The sequence below is a fragment of the Achromobacter aegrifaciens genome, from assembly GCF_902859735.1.
Taxonomy (GTDB): Bacteria; Pseudomonadota; Gammaproteobacteria; order Burkholderiales; family Burkholderiaceae_B; genus Achromobacter; species Achromobacter aegrifaciens.
The window spans coordinates 355,029-374,590 of sequence record NZ_CADIJY010000003.1; the positions used below are offsets into that span (position 1 = coordinate 355,029).

Genomic DNA, 19,562 nt, shown 5'->3' on the forward strand with positions numbered 1-19,562 from the left:
CATAATGGCCTGACAACAGAGCCAAGCCGGCGCAAAGCTGGCGGCGAGGAGACACGATGCAGCCGAATTTCCTGCTATTCATCACGGATCAGCAGCGCGCGGACCATCTGGGCAGCTATGGCAACGCCATGCTGCGCACGCCGGAGCTGGACGCGCTGGCGGGGCAGGGGTGGTCGGCGGACCGCTTCTATGTGGCGTCGCCCATCTGTATGCCCAACCGCGCCACCCTGATGACGGGCCGCATGCCCTCGGTGCATGGCGTGCGCCACAACGGAATTCCGCTGTCGCAGCGCGCCACCACCTTCGTCGACCGCTTGCGCGGCGCGGGCTATTCCACCGCATTGATCGGCAAGTCGCACTTGCAGAACATGACCGGCAAGCCCGCCGTCTGGCCGCCGGCGAGCGACGGCGCGCAGGGCGAGGCCTGGACCGCCGAGCCCGGCAACTACGATCAGGAATGGGGCCCGCTGTGGCGCACGGATCCTGGGCATGATCTGCAGACGCCGTTCTACGGCTTCGAGCGCGTGGCGCTGGCGGTGGATCACGGCGACCAGGTCTGGGGCCATTACGAGCGCTGGCTGGCCCGCGAACATCCCGAGGCGCGGCGCCTGTGGGGGCCCGAGCATGCCCTGCCCGCGCCCGGCTATGTGCTGACAGAGCATCATCAGGCCTGGCGCACCCGCGTGCCGGAAGAATGCTCCACCACCGCCTACATCGGCGACCAGACCATCGCGCAGTTGCGCGACAACGCGGCCAACGGCAAGCCCTTCTTCATCCAGTGCTCGTTTCCCGATCCGCATCATCCTTTCACGCCTCACGGCAAGTACTGGGACATGTACCGCCCGGAAGACGTGACCTTGCCCGGGTCGTTCCACGCCAGCGCCGCGCCGGGCCACCAGCCGCCGCCTCACGTAGCCTGGATGCACCAGCAGCGCAATCAGGGCAAGGCCGTCAAGCACACGCCCGCCATCTTTGCCTGCACCGAGCGCGAGGCGCGCGAGGCCATCGCGCTGAACTACGGCTCCATCAGCCATATCGACGCCACCATCGGCCGCGTCATGCGGGCGCTGCGCGCGACCGGGCTGGACCACAACACCATCGTCATCTTCACCAGCGATCATGGCGACTACTTCGGCGACCACCAACTGCTGCTCAAGGGGCCGATCCATTATCAGAGCCTGATCCGCACGCCCTTCATCTGGCGCGATCCGCAGGCGGCGCCCGCCGCTGCGCGCAGTCAGGCGCTGTGTTCCACCGCCGACATCCCCGCTACCGTGCTGGCGCGCGCGGGCCTGCCTGCCTACAACGGCATGCAGGGCGCATCGTTGCTGCCGCTCATGTCGGGCGAGACCGAGCGCGTGCGCGACGCGGTGCTGATCGAGGAAGAGGGCCAGCGCACCATGTTCGGCTTTCCCGGCCGCACCCGCATGCGTACCTTGCAGACGCCGCGCCACAGGCTCAGCGTCTATGCCGATGCCGCCTGGGGCGAACTCTACGATCTACAAGAAGACCCCCACGAACTGCGCAACCTGTGGGACGACCCCGCCGCCGGCGCGTTGCGCGCAGAACTGCTGCTGGAACTGTCGCGCAGCATGATCCGGCACGCCGAGACCAGCCCGCATCCCACCGCCATCGCCTGATTCCGCCGCCACGGCGCCAGCCTGCGGGTTGGCGCCATCCAGGAGAAAAGCATGATCAAGTCCTTGTTGCTCTGTACGGCGCTGCTCGTGGCCGCAACCTCGGTCGCGGTGGCGTCCGACTATCCGTCGCGTCCCGTGCGCCTCATCGTCAACTTCCCGCCCGCGGGCCCGCTGGACCTGGAAGCCCGCGCCATCGCGCAGCATGCCGGCAAGATCCTGGGCCAGACCATCGTCGTCGAAAACCGCTCCGGCGCGTCCGGCAACATCGGCGCCCAGTCCGTGGCCCAGGCCGCGCCCGACGGCTACACGCTGCTGATGACGCTGGACACGCTCATGACCGTCAACCCATACATTTTCAAGGGCTTGGACAAGGACGTCACCCAGCGGCTGGAACCGCTGAGCCTGGCCGGCTCCTTCGGCCTGGCGCTGGCGGTGCGCCCCGAACTCGGCATCAATACGCTGGACGAATTCCTGCGCTACGCCAAGGCCAATCGCATCACCTATGCCTCAGCCGGCTACGGCAGTCCCGGCAACCTGGCCTTCGAAAAGCTCCGTCTCGCGGCTGGCATGGAAGTCGCGCATGTGCCATATCGCGGCAACGCGCCTGCCGTGAACGCGCTGCTGGGCGATCAGATACAGGCCGCCTTTCTTGCCACGCCCGGCGTCCTGCCGCATGTACGGGCAGGCAAGCTGAAGGCCTTGGCGGTGTCGGGCAAGGAACGCGACGCCGACCTGCCTGAAGTCCCCACGGCGGCGCAGTCGGGCGTGGCTGGCTTGAAAGACTACGACGTGTCGTTCGCCTTCCTGGTCATGGCGCCCAAGGGCACGCCCAAGGAGGTCGCGCAGGTCTGGGAAGACGCGCTGGCCAAGGTCTACGCCATGCCGGAGTTCCAGCAGAGCATGGCCGTGCTGGGCATGCGCGGGCCGTTCGCAGGCAAGGCGCGGGCACAGGCATGGGTGGACAGGGAGGCCAAGGGCTGGAAAGAGGTGATCGCGAAGGCGGGAATACGCGGGGAATAGCGCTGTAACACGCCGGTCAGCAGGCTCTGCTAGACTGGTTTCACTCTTTGGGGAGTAGCCTCCCTGCGGCCAGTACCGCAGGGGCTTGCGTCAACATTCTTGGCTTCCTCGGCCATGGCGCAAGCGGCATCCATGCTTGGCGAGACCACGGATTTTTCGCGCGATGCCGGGCGGCGCGGAGGATCCGTGCCGTTTCCGCCCAGCAGGATCCCCACTCCAATGAATCCCATCGCCATCATCGTTCTCGCGTTCGCCATGTCCACGGACGCGTTCGCCGCGGCCATCAGCAAAGGCGCCGCGCTCCACAAGCCCCGATTTCCGGAAGCCCTGCGCACAGGGCTGATCTTCGGCGTGATCGAAGCCATCACGCCGGTGATAGGTTGGGGACTGGGCTCGGTCGCGGCAAAGTATGTGATCGCCTGGGACCATTGGATCGCGTTCGCGATGCTCTGTATTCTGGGTTTGCTGATGATACGCAACGGCCTCAAGGAAGAGGACGAGGACGCCGCGCCCGTCACCCGGCATTCCTTCTGGCTGCTGGCGGCTACGGGCCTGGCCACCAGCATCGACGCCATGGCGGTCGGCGTGGGCCTGGCGTTCGTGGATGTGAACATCGTGGTGGCGGCCATCGCCATCGGCTTGGCCACGACGCTGATGGTGACGATAGGCGTGATGCTCGGACGCGTGCTGGGCAGCGTCGCCGGGAAGCGGGCCGAGATCCTGGGTGGAGTCGCGCTGATCGGTATAGGCGCGGCAATACTTTATGAGCATCTGAGCGCCGCAGCGGCTTGACGCCGCATGGGAAGGCGGCGCTCGTCGGCTCCGCGGATGATGCTTATCCGCGAGTACCCCCGATCAAGGCCGAACGCGCGCTGTCGAAGTTGCGGCACTCGGATTTCAACCACTCGGAAAAGATCCGGGTGCGCCGCTCTTCAGGCCGGCGCGACAGCAGCACATAGCGCGCTGGCGCGGGCACGTGCTTGCCGAACACGTCTACCAACCGTCCGCTGCGCAGTTCGTCGTAGACCATCGCGCTGCGCCCGATAGCCACGCCCTGGTGATTCAGCGCGGCGCCAATGGCCAGGCTGGCCAGATTGAACTGCGGCCCGTCCAGGTGGCGGATCCACCCCGGCCGATGCGCTTGCATCCAGGTGCGCCACTCGATGAACTCCGCGGCGCCGACCCAAGGAGAGGCGTCGTGCAGGAACTCGACGCCGTCGAGCGATTTGCCGGTGCGAAACGCGGGGTGCGCGGCCAGGTATTCGGGCGTTGCGACCACCAGCAAGTATTCGTCCAGCAAGGCGTCCGCCTGTAAATGGCTGTAGTGCGCCGGGTCATAGCGGATGGCGAGGTCTATGTCTTCTTCCTCCATCAGCTTGCGGTCCAGCAGTTGGAACTCCGCCTTCAACCGGACTGATACCTCCGGCTGTAGGCGATGGAATTCCGTCAGGCGCGGCATCAGCCATTGCAGCGCGAACGACGGCAGGCAATTGACCTGCAGCGCGGACGCCGGCAAGCCCAGCCGCTCGATTTCCTGCTGAATGTCGCCAAGCGCACGGCTGACCGTCGTGTACAGCGATTCGCCCTTGGGCGTGAACTTCAGGCCGCGTTGCTGGCGGACAAACAACAGGTAGCCCAGGCGGTCTTCCAACTGCCGGATCTGCTGGCTCACCGCGCTTTGCGTGAGGTTCATGGCCGACGCCGCCCTGGTGAAGCTGAGATGGCGGCCGGCCATGTCAAAACACCGCAGGGCTCCCAGGAGTGTCGAGTCGAAATGGGCAGACATAAGTCACGCTAATGGCTGAATTAGAAATGATCGCTATTCTTGCATGCCTTCGGAATCTACGATTTGCGCCGAACCATCAACCCGCAAGTCCATGATGACCGCCAATTTCGATCCTCAGCTATTAGAAAATCTTCAATCAAGAACGCCTTTGCTATGGCTCAACCCGGCTAGGGGAGGGCTCTTGCCCGGCTCCGCGCCGTCCCTGGCCCTGATCGATGAGGCCGAAAACCGCCTGGTGCGTTGCGCGCCGCTGCTGGCCGCGCTGTTTCCCGAGCTTGCCGCTGCGGGCGGGCATGTCGAGTCCCGGCTGATGCCCGCCAAAGCCTTGCAGCAGGCGCTGGGCGCCGGGGAGGTGTCGGGCAGCTGGTATCTCAAGCGCGATGATGAACTGCCAGTCGCCGGGTCCATCAAGGCGCGCGGCGGCTTTCACGAAGTGCTGGCCATTGCCGAGTCGATCGCGTTGGAGCACGGCCTGCTCAAGGATGAGGCGACGGACAGGCGCATCATGGCGACGCCGCAGGCTCGCGCCTTGTTCAGCCAGTATGCCGTGACCGTGGGCAGCACCGGCAACCTGGGCATGAGCATCGGCGTCATGGCCGCCGCGCTGGGATTCGATGCCGTGGTGCATATGTCCGCCGATGCCAAGGAATGGAAGAAGGACCGCTTGCGCAAACGTGGCGTGCGCGTGGTGGAGCATGCCGGCGACTATGCCGAGGCCGTCGCGGCCGGGCGGGCGCAGGCGCTGGCCGCGCCCCGCAGCCATTTCGTCGACGATGAGCAATCCGAGCTGCTGTTCTTCGGCTATGCCGCAGCGGCCCGCGGACTGGCGCGGCAACTGGCTGAAGCAGGGCGCGTGGTCGATGCGGCGCACCCTCTGTTCGTGTACATCCCCTGCGGCGTCGGCGGCGCGCCGGGCGGCATCAGCCATGGCCTGAAGGCGCTGTTCGGCCCCAACGTGCATTGCTTCTTCGCCGAACCCGTCGCGTCGCCGTGTTTTCTGGTGCAGCTGGCATCGGGCGCGGATTCCCCCGTGTCGGTCTACGACATCGGCCTGGACAACCGCACCGAGGCCGATGGCCTGGCCGTGGGCCAGGCTTCCGAACTGGTGGCGTCGCTGATGAGGCCCCAGCTAGGCGGCGTCTTCACCGTGTCGGATGACGAGCTCTACCTGAACCTGCTGGCGCTGAAAGACACCCTGGGCGTCGAGGTCGAGCCGTCGGCCGCGGCCGCGGTCTCGGGGCCTGGCTGGCTGGACTCTGCCGCAGGGCAGGTCTATGCGTCGGGCACCGATATGTCCGCAGCCACTCATGTCATCTGGGCCACCGGCGGTTCGCTGGTGCCCCCTGAAGCGCTGCGCGGCTTCCAGGAGCACGCCAGGAAACTCAGCCAGCGCCGCGCGGCATAAGCCGCAGCACCCAAAAAACGACATACCAAGGAGAAAACCCGTGAGCGGAAGTGCAACCCTCCCCGCCGGCCGCGCAGCGCGCCCGGACCAGCAAGCCTTTGAAGACGCGACCTACAGAAAGGTCGCGCTGCGGTTCATTCCCTTTCTGATGCTCTGCTACGTGGTCGCGTACCTGGACCGCATCAACATCGGCATCGCCAAGCTGAACATGCTGGCCGACCTGCAGTTCAGCGAGGCCGCCTACGGCCTGGGCGCGGGATTGTTCTTCATCGGCTATATGCTGTTCGAGGTCCCCAGCAACCTGATCATGCACCGCGTGGGCGCGCGCCTGTGGATCGCGCGGATCATGATCTCCTGGGGCATCCTGTCCGGCATCATGGCCTTCGTCACCGCGCCCTGGCAGTTCTACACGGTGCGCTTTCTGCTGGGCGTGGCCGAGGCCGGGTTCTACCCAGGCGTGATCCTTTACCTGACCTATTGGTTTCCCAACCGCCGCCGCGCCAAGATGACGGCCATTTTCCAGGCCGGTATACCGGTGGCCGGTCTTATCGGCAACCCGCTGTCGGGCTGGATCATGGAACGATTCCATCTGGTCGGCGGACACCCCGGCTGGCAATGGCTGTTCGTGTTGGAAGCGCTGCCCACCATTCCGCTGGCCATCGGCGTGCTGCTGATCCTGACCAACCGCGTACAGGATGCCGCGTGGCTCACGCCGGAACAACGCCAGCTGATCGAGCGGGACATCGCTGCCGACAACGCGGGCCGCGAGCACATGCCGCTGCTGCAGGCGCTGCGCGACGCGCGCATCTGGAAGATCGTCGCCATGACCTTTCCGGCGATGATGGCGCTGTACACGCTGGGCTTTTATCTGCCCACGCTGATCAAGGATGCCGGCGCCGAGGGCGGCTTGCGCATCGGCCTGCTGAGCGCCATTCCGTATCTGGTCGCCATGGTGGCGATGGTCCTGGTCGGGCGCAGTTCGGACCTGCGCCGCGAACGCCGCTGGCACCTGGTCTTCATCCTGGTGCTCGGCGCGGCGGGACTCGTCGCCAGCGTGTCCGCCGGCACCAACCTGACGCTGGCCGTCATCTCGTTGTCGGTGGCCGCCGCCGGCATCATCAGCTTTTCTCCCATCATGTGGACGCTGCCCACCGCCTTCCTGGGCGGGGCCACCGCGGCTGCGTCGATCGGCATCATCAACAGCCTGGCCAATCTGGGCGGTTTCGTCAGCCCCTACCTGATCGGCTGGATCCGCGACATCTATCACAGCACCGCGCCAGCCATCTACATCATCGCGGGTTCGCTCCTGGTCAGCGCCTTGATTGCGCTGAGCTTCGACCCCAAGAAAGTCAATCGCTGAAGGCAAGGAATACACCATGGAAAACGTTAAAGATGCCGCGCCGCGACTTGCCGTCGCCGGCCTGATCCATGAAACCAATACTTATGCCGCCGAGGTCGCCGGCCAGACGCCGTTGCGCGCGTTCGAGCAGTACGGCGGGGACGAGATACTGCAAGCCTTCGACAAATCGAATCACCAGGTCGGCGGTTTCATCGAAGGCGCCAGGCAGACGGGCGCCGAACTGAGCTACACCTTCGTCGGTCAGGCCACGCCCTCGGGCACGATCGAGGCCCAGGCCTACGCCGAAATGAAACGCAGAATCCTGGACGGTATCCGCGCCGCTCTGCCTGTCGACGGAGTGTTGCTGGCGCTGCATGGCGCGGGCGTCGCCGATGGCATCGAGGACATCGAAGGCGATCTGTGCCTGGCGGTCCGCCAGCTGGTTGGCGCCGATGTCCCGATTGCCGCTGTCTATGACCTCCATGGCAACATGACCGAGGCCATGCGGCAGGCTTGCGATCTGACCTTGCCTTGCAAGCTGTATCCGCATACTGACTTTCACGACCGAGCGGTCGAGGCGGTGGCGCTGTTGCTCGAGATCATCGGCGGCCGCCTCAAGCCGGCAACCGCCATGCGCCTCTTGCCCATGCTGCCCTACATCGTCACGACGCAGGAAGGCTTCATTCCCGCCGAGGTCAATGCCGTATGCGCCAAGCTGGCTGCGCTGCCGGGGGTCATCGACTGTTCGTGGTTCCACGGCTTTCCCCTTGCGGATATCGCCGCGCCTTGCCCGGCCGTGGTCTGCACCACGGCGGGCGATCAGGCGCTGGCAGAGCGCTGCGCGAATGAAGTCGCGCAATGGATCTGGTCGCACCGCGAAGCGTTCCGGCCGTCACTGCCAAGCCCGGAGCAGGGCGTCGCCATGGCGTTGGCCGCCTCGCACGGTCCCGTCGTCGTCAACGAGTACGCGGACAACCCCGGCGGCGGCACGCCCGGCGACGGCACCTACCTGTTGCGCGCCATCCTGGACGCCAAACCCGTGGCCGGAACCTGCTGCTTCGCTTCCATCAACGATGCGTCCGTCGTCGAGCAGGCTCGCCAGGCCGGCGTCGGCGCGACCATCAGCGTGTCGCTGGGCGCCAAGCAGGGCCGCTTCCAGGGGCAGCCGCTGCGGGTGCATGCCTATGTGAAAGCCATCACCGACGGCCGCTTCGTCAATCGCGCGGGCTCGATGTTCGAAGGTGTGCGCTTCGACCTCGGCGCCATGTGCCGCCTGGTCATCCAGGGCGTGGACGTGATTGTCGCCTCGCGCGCCGAACAGATCTACGACGAGGAGCCATTCTTCCTGCATGGCATCGACGTGACCGCATACAAGCTGATCGCCATCAAGGGCGCCAACCATTTCCGCGCGGGCTACCGCCGCCTTGCGGCGCAGATCATCTCTGTCGATAGCGTGGGCTTGAGCACTGCCGACATCACCTCGTTCCCACGGGAACGGCTCGCAGGCGAATACTGGCCGCTGGCGGACATCGCCGACTACGCGCCGTATTCCAACGCGTAGCGGCTTTGCACCTACGATGACTTGCCGAAGTGCTCTTTGAACCAGGACTGTTCCTGGTACGGCGACTGCTGGCCGTTGACCCGCCGGCATGCAGACGATGATTCAGGCCGGCGGACAGTCCGCCGGCGTGCTCAATCTGTCGCCAGATACGCCTGCCCGCCCGGCTTCAGATAAGGCGCCAGCGCTGTGAACGGTACGCTGGCATGCGTGCCCAGGCAAGCGCCCGCCGAGTGCCCGACCCCGGACACGGACAGGCTCAGCGCGCCGGGCGCCTGGACTCCTAGCGCCAGATAGTCTGGCCAGAGGTCCGCGCAGTCTTCCAGATTGGGACGATCCTCGGATTGTTGGACCGTTGTTCCCGCCTTGACCGCTTGTTGCACCAGCGCGAGCAGGGCAGGGCTTTTTTCGCCGCCGAAGCTGCGCTTGCCCGGCACATAGGCGTCGAACACGCGATTCCAGTCAAGGTACTCGCCGCGCAGCAGATCGTAGGTATAGGGTTCGAAATGGTTGTACGGATGGGCCCCGCCGCAGTCCAGGCTGCCCGATTCGGTCACCGTCATCAGCGCGCGCGACAGCCAGGTGACGTGCACGGCTTCTTCATCGAACCCGCCCAGCGTGCCCGCTCCGGGATTGTCGCTGGTGTAGGCCGATGCCATGCAACCCAGCGCGCCCAGGCTCTTCTGCCAATGACGCTGTTCCAGCAGAGTGTTCGTGCGCTGCAGGACCTGCGCATCGGGATGCCGGCTCAGCCGGGGATAGCTGAACTTGGTGCGCGGGTCGCGCCACATGCGATAGGCCACGGCGCCGTCGCCGATCTCCTTGCCGACGGGCTGGGCGTGTCCAGACAGTTTCAGCGTCTCGTAGGGCGCGCGCGTGGCGTTGATGCCTGCCTGGACATCGATGTCGCCGAGATTGACCTGACTGGCGCGGGCCTGCATGCGGTCTTTTTCCAGCTGCTCCGTGTCGTATTGCGCAACCTGCTTCAGGTCGAAGCGTAGCTGCTTGCCGCTCCTGGCGTCGGTCCAGAGACCGCGATAGCCCTTGGAATCGCGCGTGCCTTGCCAGCTTGCGGCCTGATCCGCCGGCTTGCCTTCCTGGCGGGGCTTCGGTTCGAAGAGCTCCTTGGCCGTGCCTCGCAGCGGAATATCCACACCGTGCCTGGCGTAGAAGTAGCGGCCGGTCAAGGTGCCGTCGGCAGCCGCTTCTGTGTCCAGCTCCAGCACGATGTCGCCGGCGCCTTGCAGTGTTCCGGTGTAGACGGTGCGGGGCGCGGCATGGGCCTGGGCTGCGGTCAGCAATAGCATGGAAAGCGTCAGCGCGGTGAGGTATGAATGGCTGGGGGCGGAGAGTGAGCGAAGCATCTGAGAGAGCATCCAAGGCCGCGAGGCGACTGCGTTGATGGAAGAAATCTAGGTTTTCGGGCGATGTGGTGAGCGTTTGCGAGATTTGAACCTGCTATTGAGTCCGCAGTCCCAAAGCCCGCAGCCAAGCGTCCACTTGCCCGAAGGCATCCTGCTGCCATTGATCCGCGGTTCGCTCTCCCAACACATTCGCGTCCTCGACAAACCGACGCACACAAGTTGGTCCGAAGCCATCGACGGTATCGAACTTGGCTGCGATGTAGGTGTAGCCTTTGACGCCGGACTCATGCTGCAGCAGAGGGAGGCAATCGTCCGCCAGCACCTCGGCGCCACCGGCATAGTTGCGGATACAGTAATAGATGTCGTAGGCGTCCTTTTGCTTGTAGCGGCCTTGGATGGCGTGGCCTTTCATTGCGAGTAGCGCCGGGATGGAGCAGACGGCGACTTCAACGCGGTTAGTTCCGCCGTTAGGCATCGATCCAGCGATAGCGACCATTTGGTAGAACCGTAGCGCGAGATCCGTTCCATCGGCGCGCTGTACCGCGAATTCGCTGATCAGCGCAGGCGAGTTCCTCACGATCTCGGCTTGCCTGGGCATGAGAAAGTCAATCACTACATCAATGGCAGGACCGCCGTCGTCCGCCTGGATCTGTCGCACCAGTTGGAATCGCCTGAGTTCCTTGCGCTGTGCATACCCTTGGCTCAACAGCGATTCGACCAGGTGCGCGTACTGACCATCGCCCAGCGCTTCGGCATCCAAACCCAGGTCCACATCCAGGGTGCCGACGTGGGGCATGTCTTCATTGCCCAGCAGCAGCCATGGCACGGCGCCGCCTACGACGGCAAAACGTCCCTTGAAGCTTCCAAGGATCTGTCCGATTTCGATAAGGACGGATTTGACTGCCGCCGTTGTGCGGTCGTCGTACTCGCTCGCTAACTGTGCCGCGCCACGCGTCATTCGTGCCATTGGAGCCTTTCCCGTCGCAGGTGATCGGCGGCCTCCTGTCCGCGTTCGCCTGCCACGCTGAGGTCCAGATAGGTCTGGATTGGGCTGGTGCAGACCACGCCGGGCGCCGGTTGCACAGTGTCACGGAACAGCCCCGGATCGTCCAGTACGGTCACCACCAGGTTTTCTCCCTTGCCGGCGGTTTCGAGCTTGAGTCGTGATCGCAGGAGTTCAAGGCCTGCAGCATCAGCATAGAAATAGTGTGTGCCAGTCCGTACAAACGGCGCCAGCCAGCGGGCTGCAGTGAACGAAGCGCGTGCGATCTGGCTTGTCGCGCCGGGTGACCCATCGTGCAGCGCCGCATCAAACGCCGTTCCGTGCAAAGTGGTATAGAAAGTCAGCCGTTGACCGGCCGGAGATTCGTAGGCTTCACGCCAGGCGTCCACAAGTGCGTCGGGCCTAGACAGGAACATTCCCTCGGGGCCCAGCTTCGCCCATTCGCGATCCAGCAGGCTATTGCGCACATTGCTGACGTGCCCCAGGCTGACGTCCGCGGCTTGCGCCAATTCGGCAACCCGCCAACCGCGGGACGACTTGCGCAGCATGACTTTGAGTATCTGGACTGATTTCGGTTTGAACAGCGACCGCAGTCCCCGCCGTTCTATCACCGGCTTCTTGGCTACCTGCCGTGAGATAAAGATGGTAGCGAAGGCAAGCCGAGCATTCCCTTCGAAATCGAGGTGCGCCACGCCGAACTCGCGGCACAACTCCTGAACCTGCGGCGACAGATAAGGCGCAATCAATATGGGCGTAACGTGATCGGACTGCCGTCCCACGTATTCACGCAACGAAAGTACGGCCAGGCGCGCGTGCCGCGGTTGTCCGCTGGGCAGTACCGTCGCGACCAGCTTGTGCCGGTTGCCGAATGTCGTCAGTTGGGCGGCGAGCTCGATTGCTGAGCTTGGATTCCGAGGGACGAGAGTGACCTCCAGGCTCTCGACGGCGGGTATTTCCTCCAACAGCGATCGGAGGGTACTCGCAGCTTGATCATCGATTTTCACTGGATTGTGCATTTTCATCGTCTGCTAAAAATAGCATTTTCAGTGAAAGTGTCAACGATAGTTTCACTGGAATAGTTATTTTAAGCCCGTGTTGAAATAGGAAAAATCAATGAAATTCGGTCTGCGTTCTACGCTTCGCCCTTTCCTTGAGTCGCAGGGGCTTGTGTTGGCCAGTCGGAGCAGCCCAGCAACGCAGCCGCCTCGCCATCCGCCAGCATCTGCTCAAACAGGTCTCCAAGACCGCTGGCCACCTCGCTGACCGCCTCGAACTCGGGCTCGACGCCATGCACGATCCTTCCCGAAATCCGGTCGATCGCGAGAAACTCGTAATCACCGTCCACGCTCATGAAGATCGGCACATGGCGCGCCCAGAAGGTCTCGACGGCGTGCCGGTCGGCATCGCTGATGGCGGCTTCCAGGCTGATGTCGCGAAAGGCGTCCCACCCGAAGGCGCTGTCGGCGGTTCCGGCATAGTCGGCCGCGCTCAGGAACCAGCGCGTATCGTCCGCGCTGCTCAGTTGCGTGTACAAGGACAGGAACGCTGCGTGTTCCGAGGCGTCAGCCGGTGCAGCCATGGCCGTCGCGCGTAGCACCGTCCAGCCGCGCGCGGCAAGCAAGCCCAGGAAACGTTCGTGCAAGATGCTCATCGGGTCCGCCATGGCTATCGCGTCGCCGCGATGTTCGCGCGCGGCAAGCGCGCCTTCAAGGTCTGTGCCAACTCGCCCAATCCCACATCGCCGCAGCCGACCAGCGTCAGCTCCCGCAATCGGGTCAGCATGTCCAGCACGCCGATATCCGCAATCCGTTTGCAGTACTGAATGTCCAACCGTTCCAGGTTTTCAAGGGCGCTGATCGGACCGATCTTCTCCAGCGCACCAAGGTTCTTCAGGCGCAAAGAGCGCAATCCTGTCAGTTGCTCGATGCCGGACAGCGTCTTCAAACCACGGCCCGCCAGCAAGCCCAGCGCCAACAGCGGCAGTCCCGCAATGCGGTCGAATATCGACGAATCGAACGGCACGTTCCAAAGGTTCAGTTCCTTGAGCGGCAGGCTCAAGGCGCGGTCCAGCAGCATGCCGCGCCGGTCTGGGACCATGGACAAGGAAATCAACGCCGGAAAGTCTTCCGGCTCGAACCGCAACGTGGCGCCCACTGTCAGCGCCTCCAGCCTGGGCAGCGGGCCGGCCTGCCAGGTGTACGTGCCAGGCTCGGGATGGATGGAAAGATGGCGCAGGCTGGCAGGGAGCATGTCTGCGCGCAATCTCGTCAGAACGCTGCCCGCGACCGCGCCGGGGCCGATGGACAGGTGCGCCAGCGCCGGCAGCCGGGCGAGGAGTCCGGGCAGCTCGCGCAGCGGGTCACCCGGCGGCGCCCATAGATGCACGTCTTCGATCGAGGCCAGGACGGCCTCTTGCGGCGGAGCATCGTAGAGCACGACGCGTTCATTCGCGCCGGCGAATTGCGAGTGCTGGCGGCTGTGCATGAAGCGCCAGGTCTGGGCGCGGTCCGGGAGAGGGATCGAAAACGGGATGAAGGACATGTGGCTTTCCGAATCCGTGAAAGGCTAGTTTACGGTGCTCATCGTCCGGGCGGAAAACTGTGCGATGACCGATGGGATGCTCTTCCTCCGTAACTTGATAGTCGCAAACTAAGTGGTTACATTCAAGATGGAGAACATCATGACCACCACTACCCCCACGCCAGAATTCCGCCTGCTTGGCGACCACGCGGCGTTAGATCTGATCAACACCGTCGAGCAATCCGACGATGGCCCTCGCGATCGCCTGCAATCAGACGACGATGTGCGAGCCTGGCTGGAGGCCTTGGGTTTTTCGCCCGCCCAGCGCAAGACCCCGAAGGGTCTGCTCGAATCCGCGAGGACATTGCGCGAGACGGTGCGCGCATTGGTCGCCCAGAGAAAGGCCGGGTTGCCGCTCAAGCTCAGCCCGCTCAACCGGGCGCTCGCCGCCGGAGGCAGCCATCTTGAGGTTTCCGTGGTGGCGGGCGCGCCCAGCCTTGCCCGTCGCTATGAAGCGGCTACGCCCGATCAATGGCTGCTTCCGGCCGCAGAGGCCGCCGCAGACTTGCTCGTGCATGGGGACTTCGAGCTGGTGCGCAAATGCGAAAGCCCGCTCTGTTCCCTCTGGTTCTACGACCGTACTCGCTCCCATCGCCGCAGGTGGTGCAGCATGTCGCTTTGCGGTAACCGCCACAAGGTGGCGGCATTTCGACAGAGAGAAGCCCAGGACGCTGCTTCCTGAGCGCTTGCTAGCCCACCCATCCGGCCGCCTGGCCGGATTTTTTTTTGAATGAGTCTCTCCATGTCATAGCTTTGAACTATTTAGGTAACCATTAAAACTTAATTTGACGGGTTACTAAAAAGGCGTAAGAATGGCCCGCACAGCCTGCAGGAATTCGGCTATTGATCCAGCCCCAGACCACGGAGATCGTCATGTCCAGCCCCCCAGAAAACCAGATCCAAACGCGCCGTTTGCAAGCCGACGGCCTGAACTTCTTCTATCGCGCGGCGGGCAACCCCGATGCGCCCGTGTTGCTGCTTCTGCATGGTTTCCCCAGTTCTTCGCACCAGTTCCGCAATCTGATCCCGATTCTGGCCACGCGTTTTCACGTGATTGCGCCGGATCTGCCCGGCTTCGGCTTCACGGAAGTACCTGGGGAGCGCGGCTACCGGTACACGTTTGACGACTTGGCCGTGTCGCTCGGCGCGTTCGTCGATGCCTTGGGCCTGAAACGCTATGCGATGTACGTTTTCGACTACGGCGCGCCTGTCGGGCTGCGCCTGGCGCTTGCCCACCCCGAGCGGGTGACCGGCCTGGTCTCTCAGAACGGCAACGCTTATCTCGAAGGGCTGGGCGATGCCTGGGCGCCAGTCCGCGCCTATTGGGCGGAGCCGACCGCGGCCAACCGGCAGGTCATCGCGGATGCCGTGCTGAACCTGGAAGGAACGAAGTGGCAGTACGTGCATGGCGTCGCCAATCCGGACGACGTGGCTCCGGAAAGCTACACGCTCGATGCCGCCTTGCTTGAGCGGCCTGGCAACAAGGAAATCCAGCTCGATCTGTTCCTGGACTACGCCAACAATCTGAAGCGGTATCCGGATTTCCAGGCGTTCTTCCGCGCGGCGAAAATCCCGACGCTCGCTATCTGGGGGCGCCACGATCCGTTCTTCATACCGCCCGGCGCCGAGGCGTTCAAGCGGGACAATCCGGAAGCGCAGGTCGAGTTGCTGGATACCGGGCACTTTGCGCTCGAGACGCATGCGGCATATATCGGGCGCCGGATTATCGAGGTGTTGGCGCCTTGAGGGATTCTGAAAGAGGCCGCGAATGCGGCCTTTTCAATACGGCTACCTTTCGGCGTTCATCACGCACACGCCACGGCCGACGGATTCACGCTAAAGTGCCCGTTCATTTGAATCGAGGATGGATAGGGTATGTCAAACGAAAGCCCGCTTCTTGATGACAACGCGGTGTACCGAACCTTGCTCGAGTCCACCAAGGCAATTCCCTGGAAGATCGATTGGGCCACGAAGCAATTCGCCTATATCGGTCCGCAGATCGAGGCGTTGCTGGGCTGGAAGGCCGCCAGCTGGGTGAGCGTGGAGGACTGGGCCATGCGCATGCACCCGGAGGATCGGGACTATGTGGTGAATTTCTGCGTCACCCAATCCCAGGCCGGCGTCGACCACGAGGCGGACTACCGTGCGCTGACCAAGGAAAACGGCTACGTATGGATCCGGGACGTGGTGCACGTAGTGCGCAATGACAGCGGCGAGGTCGAAGCGCTGATCGGCTTCATGTTCGACATCACCGAACGCAAGAAGACCGAGGAAAAGCTGCTGGCCTTGCAGAAGGAGCTGGAGGCGCTGTCCTTCAAGGACGGTTTGACGAATATTGCCAACCGGCGTCGCTTCGATAGCGGTTTTGAATTGGAGTGGGAGCGCGCGCGCAGCGAACGAAAGCCGCTGTCCATCCTGTTGTTCGACGTCGATTTTTTCAAGCAATACAACGATCTGTATGGCCACACCCAAGGCGACCAATGTCTGGTGGATATCGCCCAGACCCTGAGTTTGGCGCTGGATGGACCTCGCGATCTCGTTGCGCGCTACGGTGGCGAAGAGTTTGTCGTGCTGCTGCCGGAAGCCGATGCCGGAGTGGCGCGAAAAGTCGCTGAACGCTGCCAGCGCTTGCTCAAGAAAAAGGCTATCGTGCACGCGCTGTCACCGCACGACAGGCGCGTCACGGTCAGCATTGGAGCCGGAACGGCGGTGCCAGACGGACAGAGCGACCGTGCTGGCTTCATCAAAGCCGTCGACCAGCAGCTATATGCAGCCAAGAAAAACGGGCGGGACCGCATCGAGCATGTGCAGTTGTAGAGCCGACCGTGAATCCAAGGTTTTCTCAGTAACAAGCGCTGAACCTTCTGGTCCGGCGTCTATACAGGAATTGATTCAATGAGCAGTATTTTCCCAGGCGATCTGTGGGCAGTGGGTGAAGCACAGGTCGAAGGTTTGACGGTCATCGTTCGCTTTCGCACCGGCTTGCCGTCGGCGACTGATCGTGAGATCAATGAGAACCTGGTCATCATCTCTTGGCCGTACCAGGGCATCGAGTCCGGCATGCCCAATGACGAAGACAAGCAGAGCCACAATAGCTTTGAAGAGGCCATCGAGAAAGGCTTTGAGAATTCCGATATCGGGGTGCAGGTGGCTTGCCTGACTGGAAATCACCACAAGGAATGGCGTTACTACACGCGTGACGTCGAAGCCTTCCTGGATGCATTCAACGCATGCCTGGCGGGGCACCCGGTCTATCCCATACAACTGCGCATGTACAAGGATCCTGATTGGAATGCCTTGTCGGGCTTGCAGCCCCAGGGTTCAGATCAGCTTCATTGAAAGAGGTCAGGCGGCGCTTGCGCGCCGCCTGCTACGCATAGCGCTTGGCGCCCGCCACGCAAACCACCGCCGCCAGCGTCACGACCAGCATCGTCCAGCTGACCTGCTCATGCAGCAGCGCGGCAGCCAATCCCAGCCCCATGAAGGGCTGGAACAACTGCAACTGCCCCACCGCCGCAATTCCGCCCTGCGCCAGCCCGCGGTACCAGAACACGAACCCGATAAGCATGCTGAATAGCGACACGTAGGCGAGGCCTATCCACGCCGGCGTGCCGACGTGCTCGAACGAGGCCGGCATGGTCAACAGCGCGATGGGCAGCATGAGTGGCAGAGACAGCACCAGCGCCCAGCTGATGACCTGCCAGCCGCCCAGCTTGCGGGACAGCTTGGCGCCTTCGGCATAGCCCAGGCCGCAGACGATGATGGAGGCGAGCATGAGCAGGTCGCCGGTGGGCGAGGCCTCCAGGCCGCCCCAGGCGGCATAGCCCGCGACGCAAGCCGCGCCGACGATGGAGAACATCCAGAACGGCGGACGCGGGCGTTCGCCGCCGCGTATCACGGCGAAGATCGCGGTGCTGAGCGGCAGCAGGCCGAGGAAGACGATGGAATGGGCCGAGGTGACGTGCTGCAGGGCCAGCGCCGTCAGCAGGGGGAAGCCGACGACCACGCCCAGTGCGGTCAGCGCTAGCGAGGGGAGGTCGGATAGGGTAGGCCGGCGTTGGCGCAGCAGCATCAGCAGGGCCAGGCCAAGCAGGCCCGCGATGGCGGCACGCGCGCAGGTCAGGAAAATGGGATCCAGGTCCGCCACGGCGACCCGGGTCGCGGGCAAGGAGCCCGCGAAGATCACTACGCCGATAAAACCGTTCACCCAGCCGCTGGTGGCCTTTTGCATCTGAAGCTCCTTGATACCGGGCTCCAGTACAGCACGGCCTGAGCGCGCAGTCCAAGCACAATCCAGTACAATTTCAAGAAACTGTTATGTATTTAAAGCCAGTACGGCGGAGAATCCCATGGCGCGCGGCGGCACTCTCATCAAGCAGGTCATGGGCGAGATCCAGGGGCGGATTGCGGCCCGCACAGCCTTGCCTGGCTCCCGGCTGCCTTCGGTGAGAGTGCAAGCCAAGACGCTGGACGTATCGGTGTCCACAGTGGTGGAAGCCTACGAGCGGCTGGCGGCGGAAGGCGTGCTGGTGTCGCGCCCCGGCTCCGGGTTCTATGTGGCCGGGCAGGTGGCGCCGTTGGCGCTGACCGAGATGGGGCCGAAGCTGGACCGGGAAGTCGACCCGCTGTGGGTATCGCGTCAGTCGCTGGCGGCGGACGCGGATAGCTTGCGGCCGGGCTGCGGCTGGCTGCCGGTCAGCTGGATGTATGAAGACGGGTTGCGGCGCGCCATGCGTGGCATGGCGCGCGCCGAAACCGCGGAACTGACCGAGTATGGAACGCCGTTGGGCCATGCGCCCCTGAGGCAGCTGTTGGCGCGGCGCATGGCGGGCATGGGGATAGAGGCAGGGCCCGAGCAGATCATGCTGACCGATTCGGGGACTCAGTCCATCGACCTGATCCTGCGCTTTCTGCTGGAACCGGGGGACACGGTGCTGGTGGACGATCCCTGCTATTTCAACTTCCATGCGCTGTTGAAGGCGCATCGCGTCAAGGCGGTAGGGGTGCCGTACACGCCGAACGGTCCGGATGTCGCGGCGTTCGAAGCGGCGCTGCGCGAGCATTCCCCGCGGCTCTACATCACGAACTCCGGCATACACAATCCGACGGGGGCGACTTTGTCGCCCTTGGTCGCGCACCGTCTGCTGAAGCTGGTGGACGATTCCGAGCTGGTGATCGTCGAGGACGACATCTTCGCGGATTTCGAGAACACGCCCGCGCCGCGGCTGGCTGCGTTCGACGGGCTGTCGCGGGTCATACATATCGGCAGCTTCTCGAAGACGGTGTCGGCGTCGGTGCGTTGCGGCTACATCGCGGTGCGGTCCGATTGGGTGGAAAGCCTGACCGACCTGAAGGTCGCCACGACCTTTGGCAGCAGCCGGCTGGCGGCCGACATCATCTTCAGGACGCTGACGGGCAGCGGCTACCGCCGCCACATGGAGTCGACCCGGCTGCGCCTGGCGCAGCAGATGGACAAGACCGCCGCAAAGTTGCTGAAGCTGGGCATCAAGCCCTGGCTGACGCCCCGGGCGGGCATGTTTCTGTGGTGCCGCCTGCCCGAGGGCAAGGACGCGGCTACGGTGGCCCGTCTGTGTCTGAAGGAAGGGGTGTTGGTGGCTCCCGGAAATGCGTTCAGCCAGTCGCTGGCTGCGGGAGATTTCCTGCGGTTCAACGTTGCGCAGTCCACGGACGAGCGGATATTCACGGTGCTGTCCAAGGCGTTGAGCGCGGCTTGATGCAAGGGGCACGGTTGGTTGCCTGAAGCACTGGCAGCCGGCATTCACGAAAAATTTCCGTGTCGCCTGATACCTTTTGCTTTCTCGACGGACAGGCGCGGGCAATCCAGCGGCCCGCCTGGCCGCCGGACT

Annotated in this window: 18 protein-coding genes and 1 riboswitch; of the genes, 11 read left to right on the plus strand and 7 right to left on the minus strand. The window is 63.8% G+C overall.

Annotated features, from left to right (window positions below; genetic code table 11):
- The first annotated feature begins 56 nt into the window (after positions 1 to 56).
- The 3 genes from HV766_RS11680 to mntP all read left to right on the plus strand — a co-directional run bounded on the left by HV766_RS11680 (position 57) and on the right by mntP (position 3,452).
- Positions 57 to 1,640, plus strand: coding sequence for a sulfatase family protein (locus tag HV766_RS11680; protein ID WP_125472429.1), 1,584 nt, complete (start codon positions 57 to 59; stop codon positions 1,638 to 1,640).
- 51 nt (positions 1,641 to 1,691) lie between these two features.
- Entirely contained in the window at positions 1,692 to 2,660 is a 969-nt protein-coding gene (locus HV766_RS11685; protein WP_054450312.1) for a Bug family tripartite tricarboxylate transporter substrate binding protein, read from the plus strand.
- 33 nt (positions 2,661 to 2,693) lie between these two features.
- Positions 2,694 to 2,873: riboswitch (yybP-ykoY riboswitch) on the plus strand.
- Positions 2,874 to 2,879: 6 nt separating this feature from the next.
- A complete protein-coding gene (gene mntP, locus HV766_RS11690; RefSeq protein ID WP_119449005.1) occupies positions 2,880 to 3,452 on the plus strand; it encodes a manganese efflux pump MntP in 573 nt (190 codons plus the stop codon).
- Between the two features lie 43 nt (positions 3,453 to 3,495).
- On the opposite strand, the gene HV766_RS11695 is transcribed toward mntP, so the two are convergent.
- Positions 3,496 to 4,446 (minus strand): LysR substrate-binding domain-containing protein, encoded by a 951-nt coding sequence (locus tag HV766_RS11695; protein WP_054450316.1) that lies wholly within the window; start codon positions 4,444 to 4,446, stop codon positions 3,496 to 3,498.
- 91 nt (positions 4,447 to 4,537) lie between these two features.
- On the opposite strand from HV766_RS11695, the gene dsdA reads away from it, so the two are divergent.
- From dsdA to HV766_RS11710, 3 genes are read left to right on the plus strand one after another with little or no spacing between them, the layout of a single operon-like run.
- Complete coding sequence (gene dsdA / locus HV766_RS11700) at positions 4,538 to 5,851, plus strand: D-serine ammonia-lyase (RefSeq protein ID WP_175181183.1); 1,314 nt, start codon at positions 4,538 to 4,540, stop codon at positions 5,849 to 5,851.
- Positions 5,852 to 5,891: 40 nt separating this feature from the next.
- Entirely contained in the window at positions 5,892 to 7,211 is a 1,320-nt protein-coding gene (locus HV766_RS11705; RefSeq protein WP_054450320.1) for an MFS transporter, read from the plus strand.
- A 16-nt stretch (positions 7,212 to 7,227) separates the two neighbouring features.
- On the plus strand, positions 7,228 to 8,751 hold the full coding sequence (locus tag HV766_RS11710; protein WP_175181184.1) for a M81 family metallopeptidase: 1,524 nt from the start codon (positions 7,228 to 7,230) through the stop codon (positions 8,749 to 8,751).
- 131 nt (positions 8,752 to 8,882) lie between these two features.
- Here the strand turns inward: HV766_RS11710 and HV766_RS11715 are convergent, their stop codons facing one another.
- The 5 genes from HV766_RS11715 to HV766_RS11735 all read right to left on the minus strand — a co-directional run bounded on the left by HV766_RS11715 (position 8,883) and on the right by HV766_RS11735 (position 13,656).
- Positions 8,883 to 10,112: a hypothetical protein gene (locus HV766_RS11715; RefSeq protein ID WP_175181185.1), complete on the minus strand. Its 1,230-nt coding sequence runs from the start codon at positions 10,110 to 10,112 to the stop codon at positions 8,883 to 8,885.
- 94 nt (positions 10,113 to 10,206) lie between these two features.
- Positions 10,207 to 11,079 carry a nucleotidyl transferase AbiEii/AbiGii toxin family protein gene (locus HV766_RS11720; protein ID WP_175181186.1) on the minus strand — a complete coding sequence of 291 codons (873 nt, stop codon included), beginning with the start codon at positions 11,077 to 11,079 and terminating at the stop codon, positions 10,207 to 10,209.
- A complete protein-coding gene (locus HV766_RS11725) occupies positions 11,067 to 12,137 on the minus strand; it encodes a type IV toxin-antitoxin system AbiEi family antitoxin (protein WP_125472435.1) in 1,071 nt (356 codons plus the stop codon). Before HV766_RS11725 ends, HV766_RS11720 begins: the two co-directional genes overlap by 13 nt.
- 110 nt (positions 12,138 to 12,247) lie before the next feature.
- Positions 12,248 to 12,766, minus strand: coding sequence for a hypothetical protein (locus HV766_RS11730; RefSeq protein ID WP_244300593.1), 519 nt, complete (start codon positions 12,764 to 12,766; stop codon positions 12,248 to 12,250).
- A gap of 14 nt (positions 12,767 to 12,780) precedes the next feature.
- The gene (locus tag HV766_RS11735) at positions 12,781 to 13,656 is read right to left on the minus strand and encodes a leucine-rich repeat domain-containing protein (protein ID WP_175181187.1); all 876 of its coding nucleotides are present in this window, start codon (positions 13,654 to 13,656) and stop codon (positions 12,781 to 12,783) included.
- Between the two features lie 139 nt (positions 13,657 to 13,795).
- On the opposite strand from HV766_RS11735, the gene HV766_RS11740 reads away from it, so the two are divergent.
- From HV766_RS11740 to HV766_RS11755, 4 genes are all read left to right on the plus strand, one after another.
- On the plus strand, positions 13,796 to 14,377 hold the full coding sequence (locus HV766_RS11740) for a CGNR zinc finger domain-containing protein (protein WP_054451302.1): 582 nt from the start codon (positions 13,796 to 13,798) through the stop codon (positions 14,375 to 14,377).
- A gap of 191 nt (positions 14,378 to 14,568) precedes the next feature.
- The gene (locus tag HV766_RS11745) at positions 14,569 to 15,441 is read left to right on the plus strand and encodes an alpha/beta fold hydrolase (protein ID WP_054451303.1); all 873 of its coding nucleotides are present in this window, start codon (positions 14,569 to 14,571) and stop codon (positions 15,439 to 15,441) included.
- A 129-nt stretch (positions 15,442 to 15,570) separates the two neighbouring features.
- The gene (locus HV766_RS11750; protein ID WP_054450338.1) at positions 15,571 to 16,512 is read left to right on the plus strand and encodes a sensor domain-containing diguanylate cyclase; all 942 of its coding nucleotides are present in this window, start codon (positions 15,571 to 15,573) and stop codon (positions 16,510 to 16,512) included.
- Between the two features lie 78 nt (positions 16,513 to 16,590).
- Positions 16,591 to 17,034 carry a DUF695 domain-containing protein gene (locus tag HV766_RS11755; protein WP_119449014.1) on the plus strand — a complete coding sequence of 148 codons (444 nt, stop codon included), beginning with the start codon at positions 16,591 to 16,593 and terminating at the stop codon, positions 17,032 to 17,034.
- Positions 17,035 to 17,065: 31 nt separating this feature from the next.
- On the opposite strand, the gene HV766_RS11760 is transcribed toward HV766_RS11755, so the two are convergent.
- The gene (locus HV766_RS11760; RefSeq protein WP_054450343.1) at positions 17,066 to 17,926 is read right to left on the minus strand and encodes a DMT family transporter; all 861 of its coding nucleotides are present in this window, start codon (positions 17,924 to 17,926) and stop codon (positions 17,066 to 17,068) included.
- A gap of 118 nt (positions 17,927 to 18,044) precedes the next feature.
- Between HV766_RS11760 and HV766_RS11765 the strand changes: the two genes are divergently transcribed.
- Positions 18,045 to 19,430: an aminotransferase-like domain-containing protein gene (locus HV766_RS11765; protein ID WP_175181188.1), complete on the plus strand. Its 1,386-nt coding sequence runs from the start codon at positions 18,045 to 18,047 to the stop codon at positions 19,428 to 19,430.
- The last annotated feature ends 132 nt before the right edge of the window (positions 19,431 to 19,562 follow it).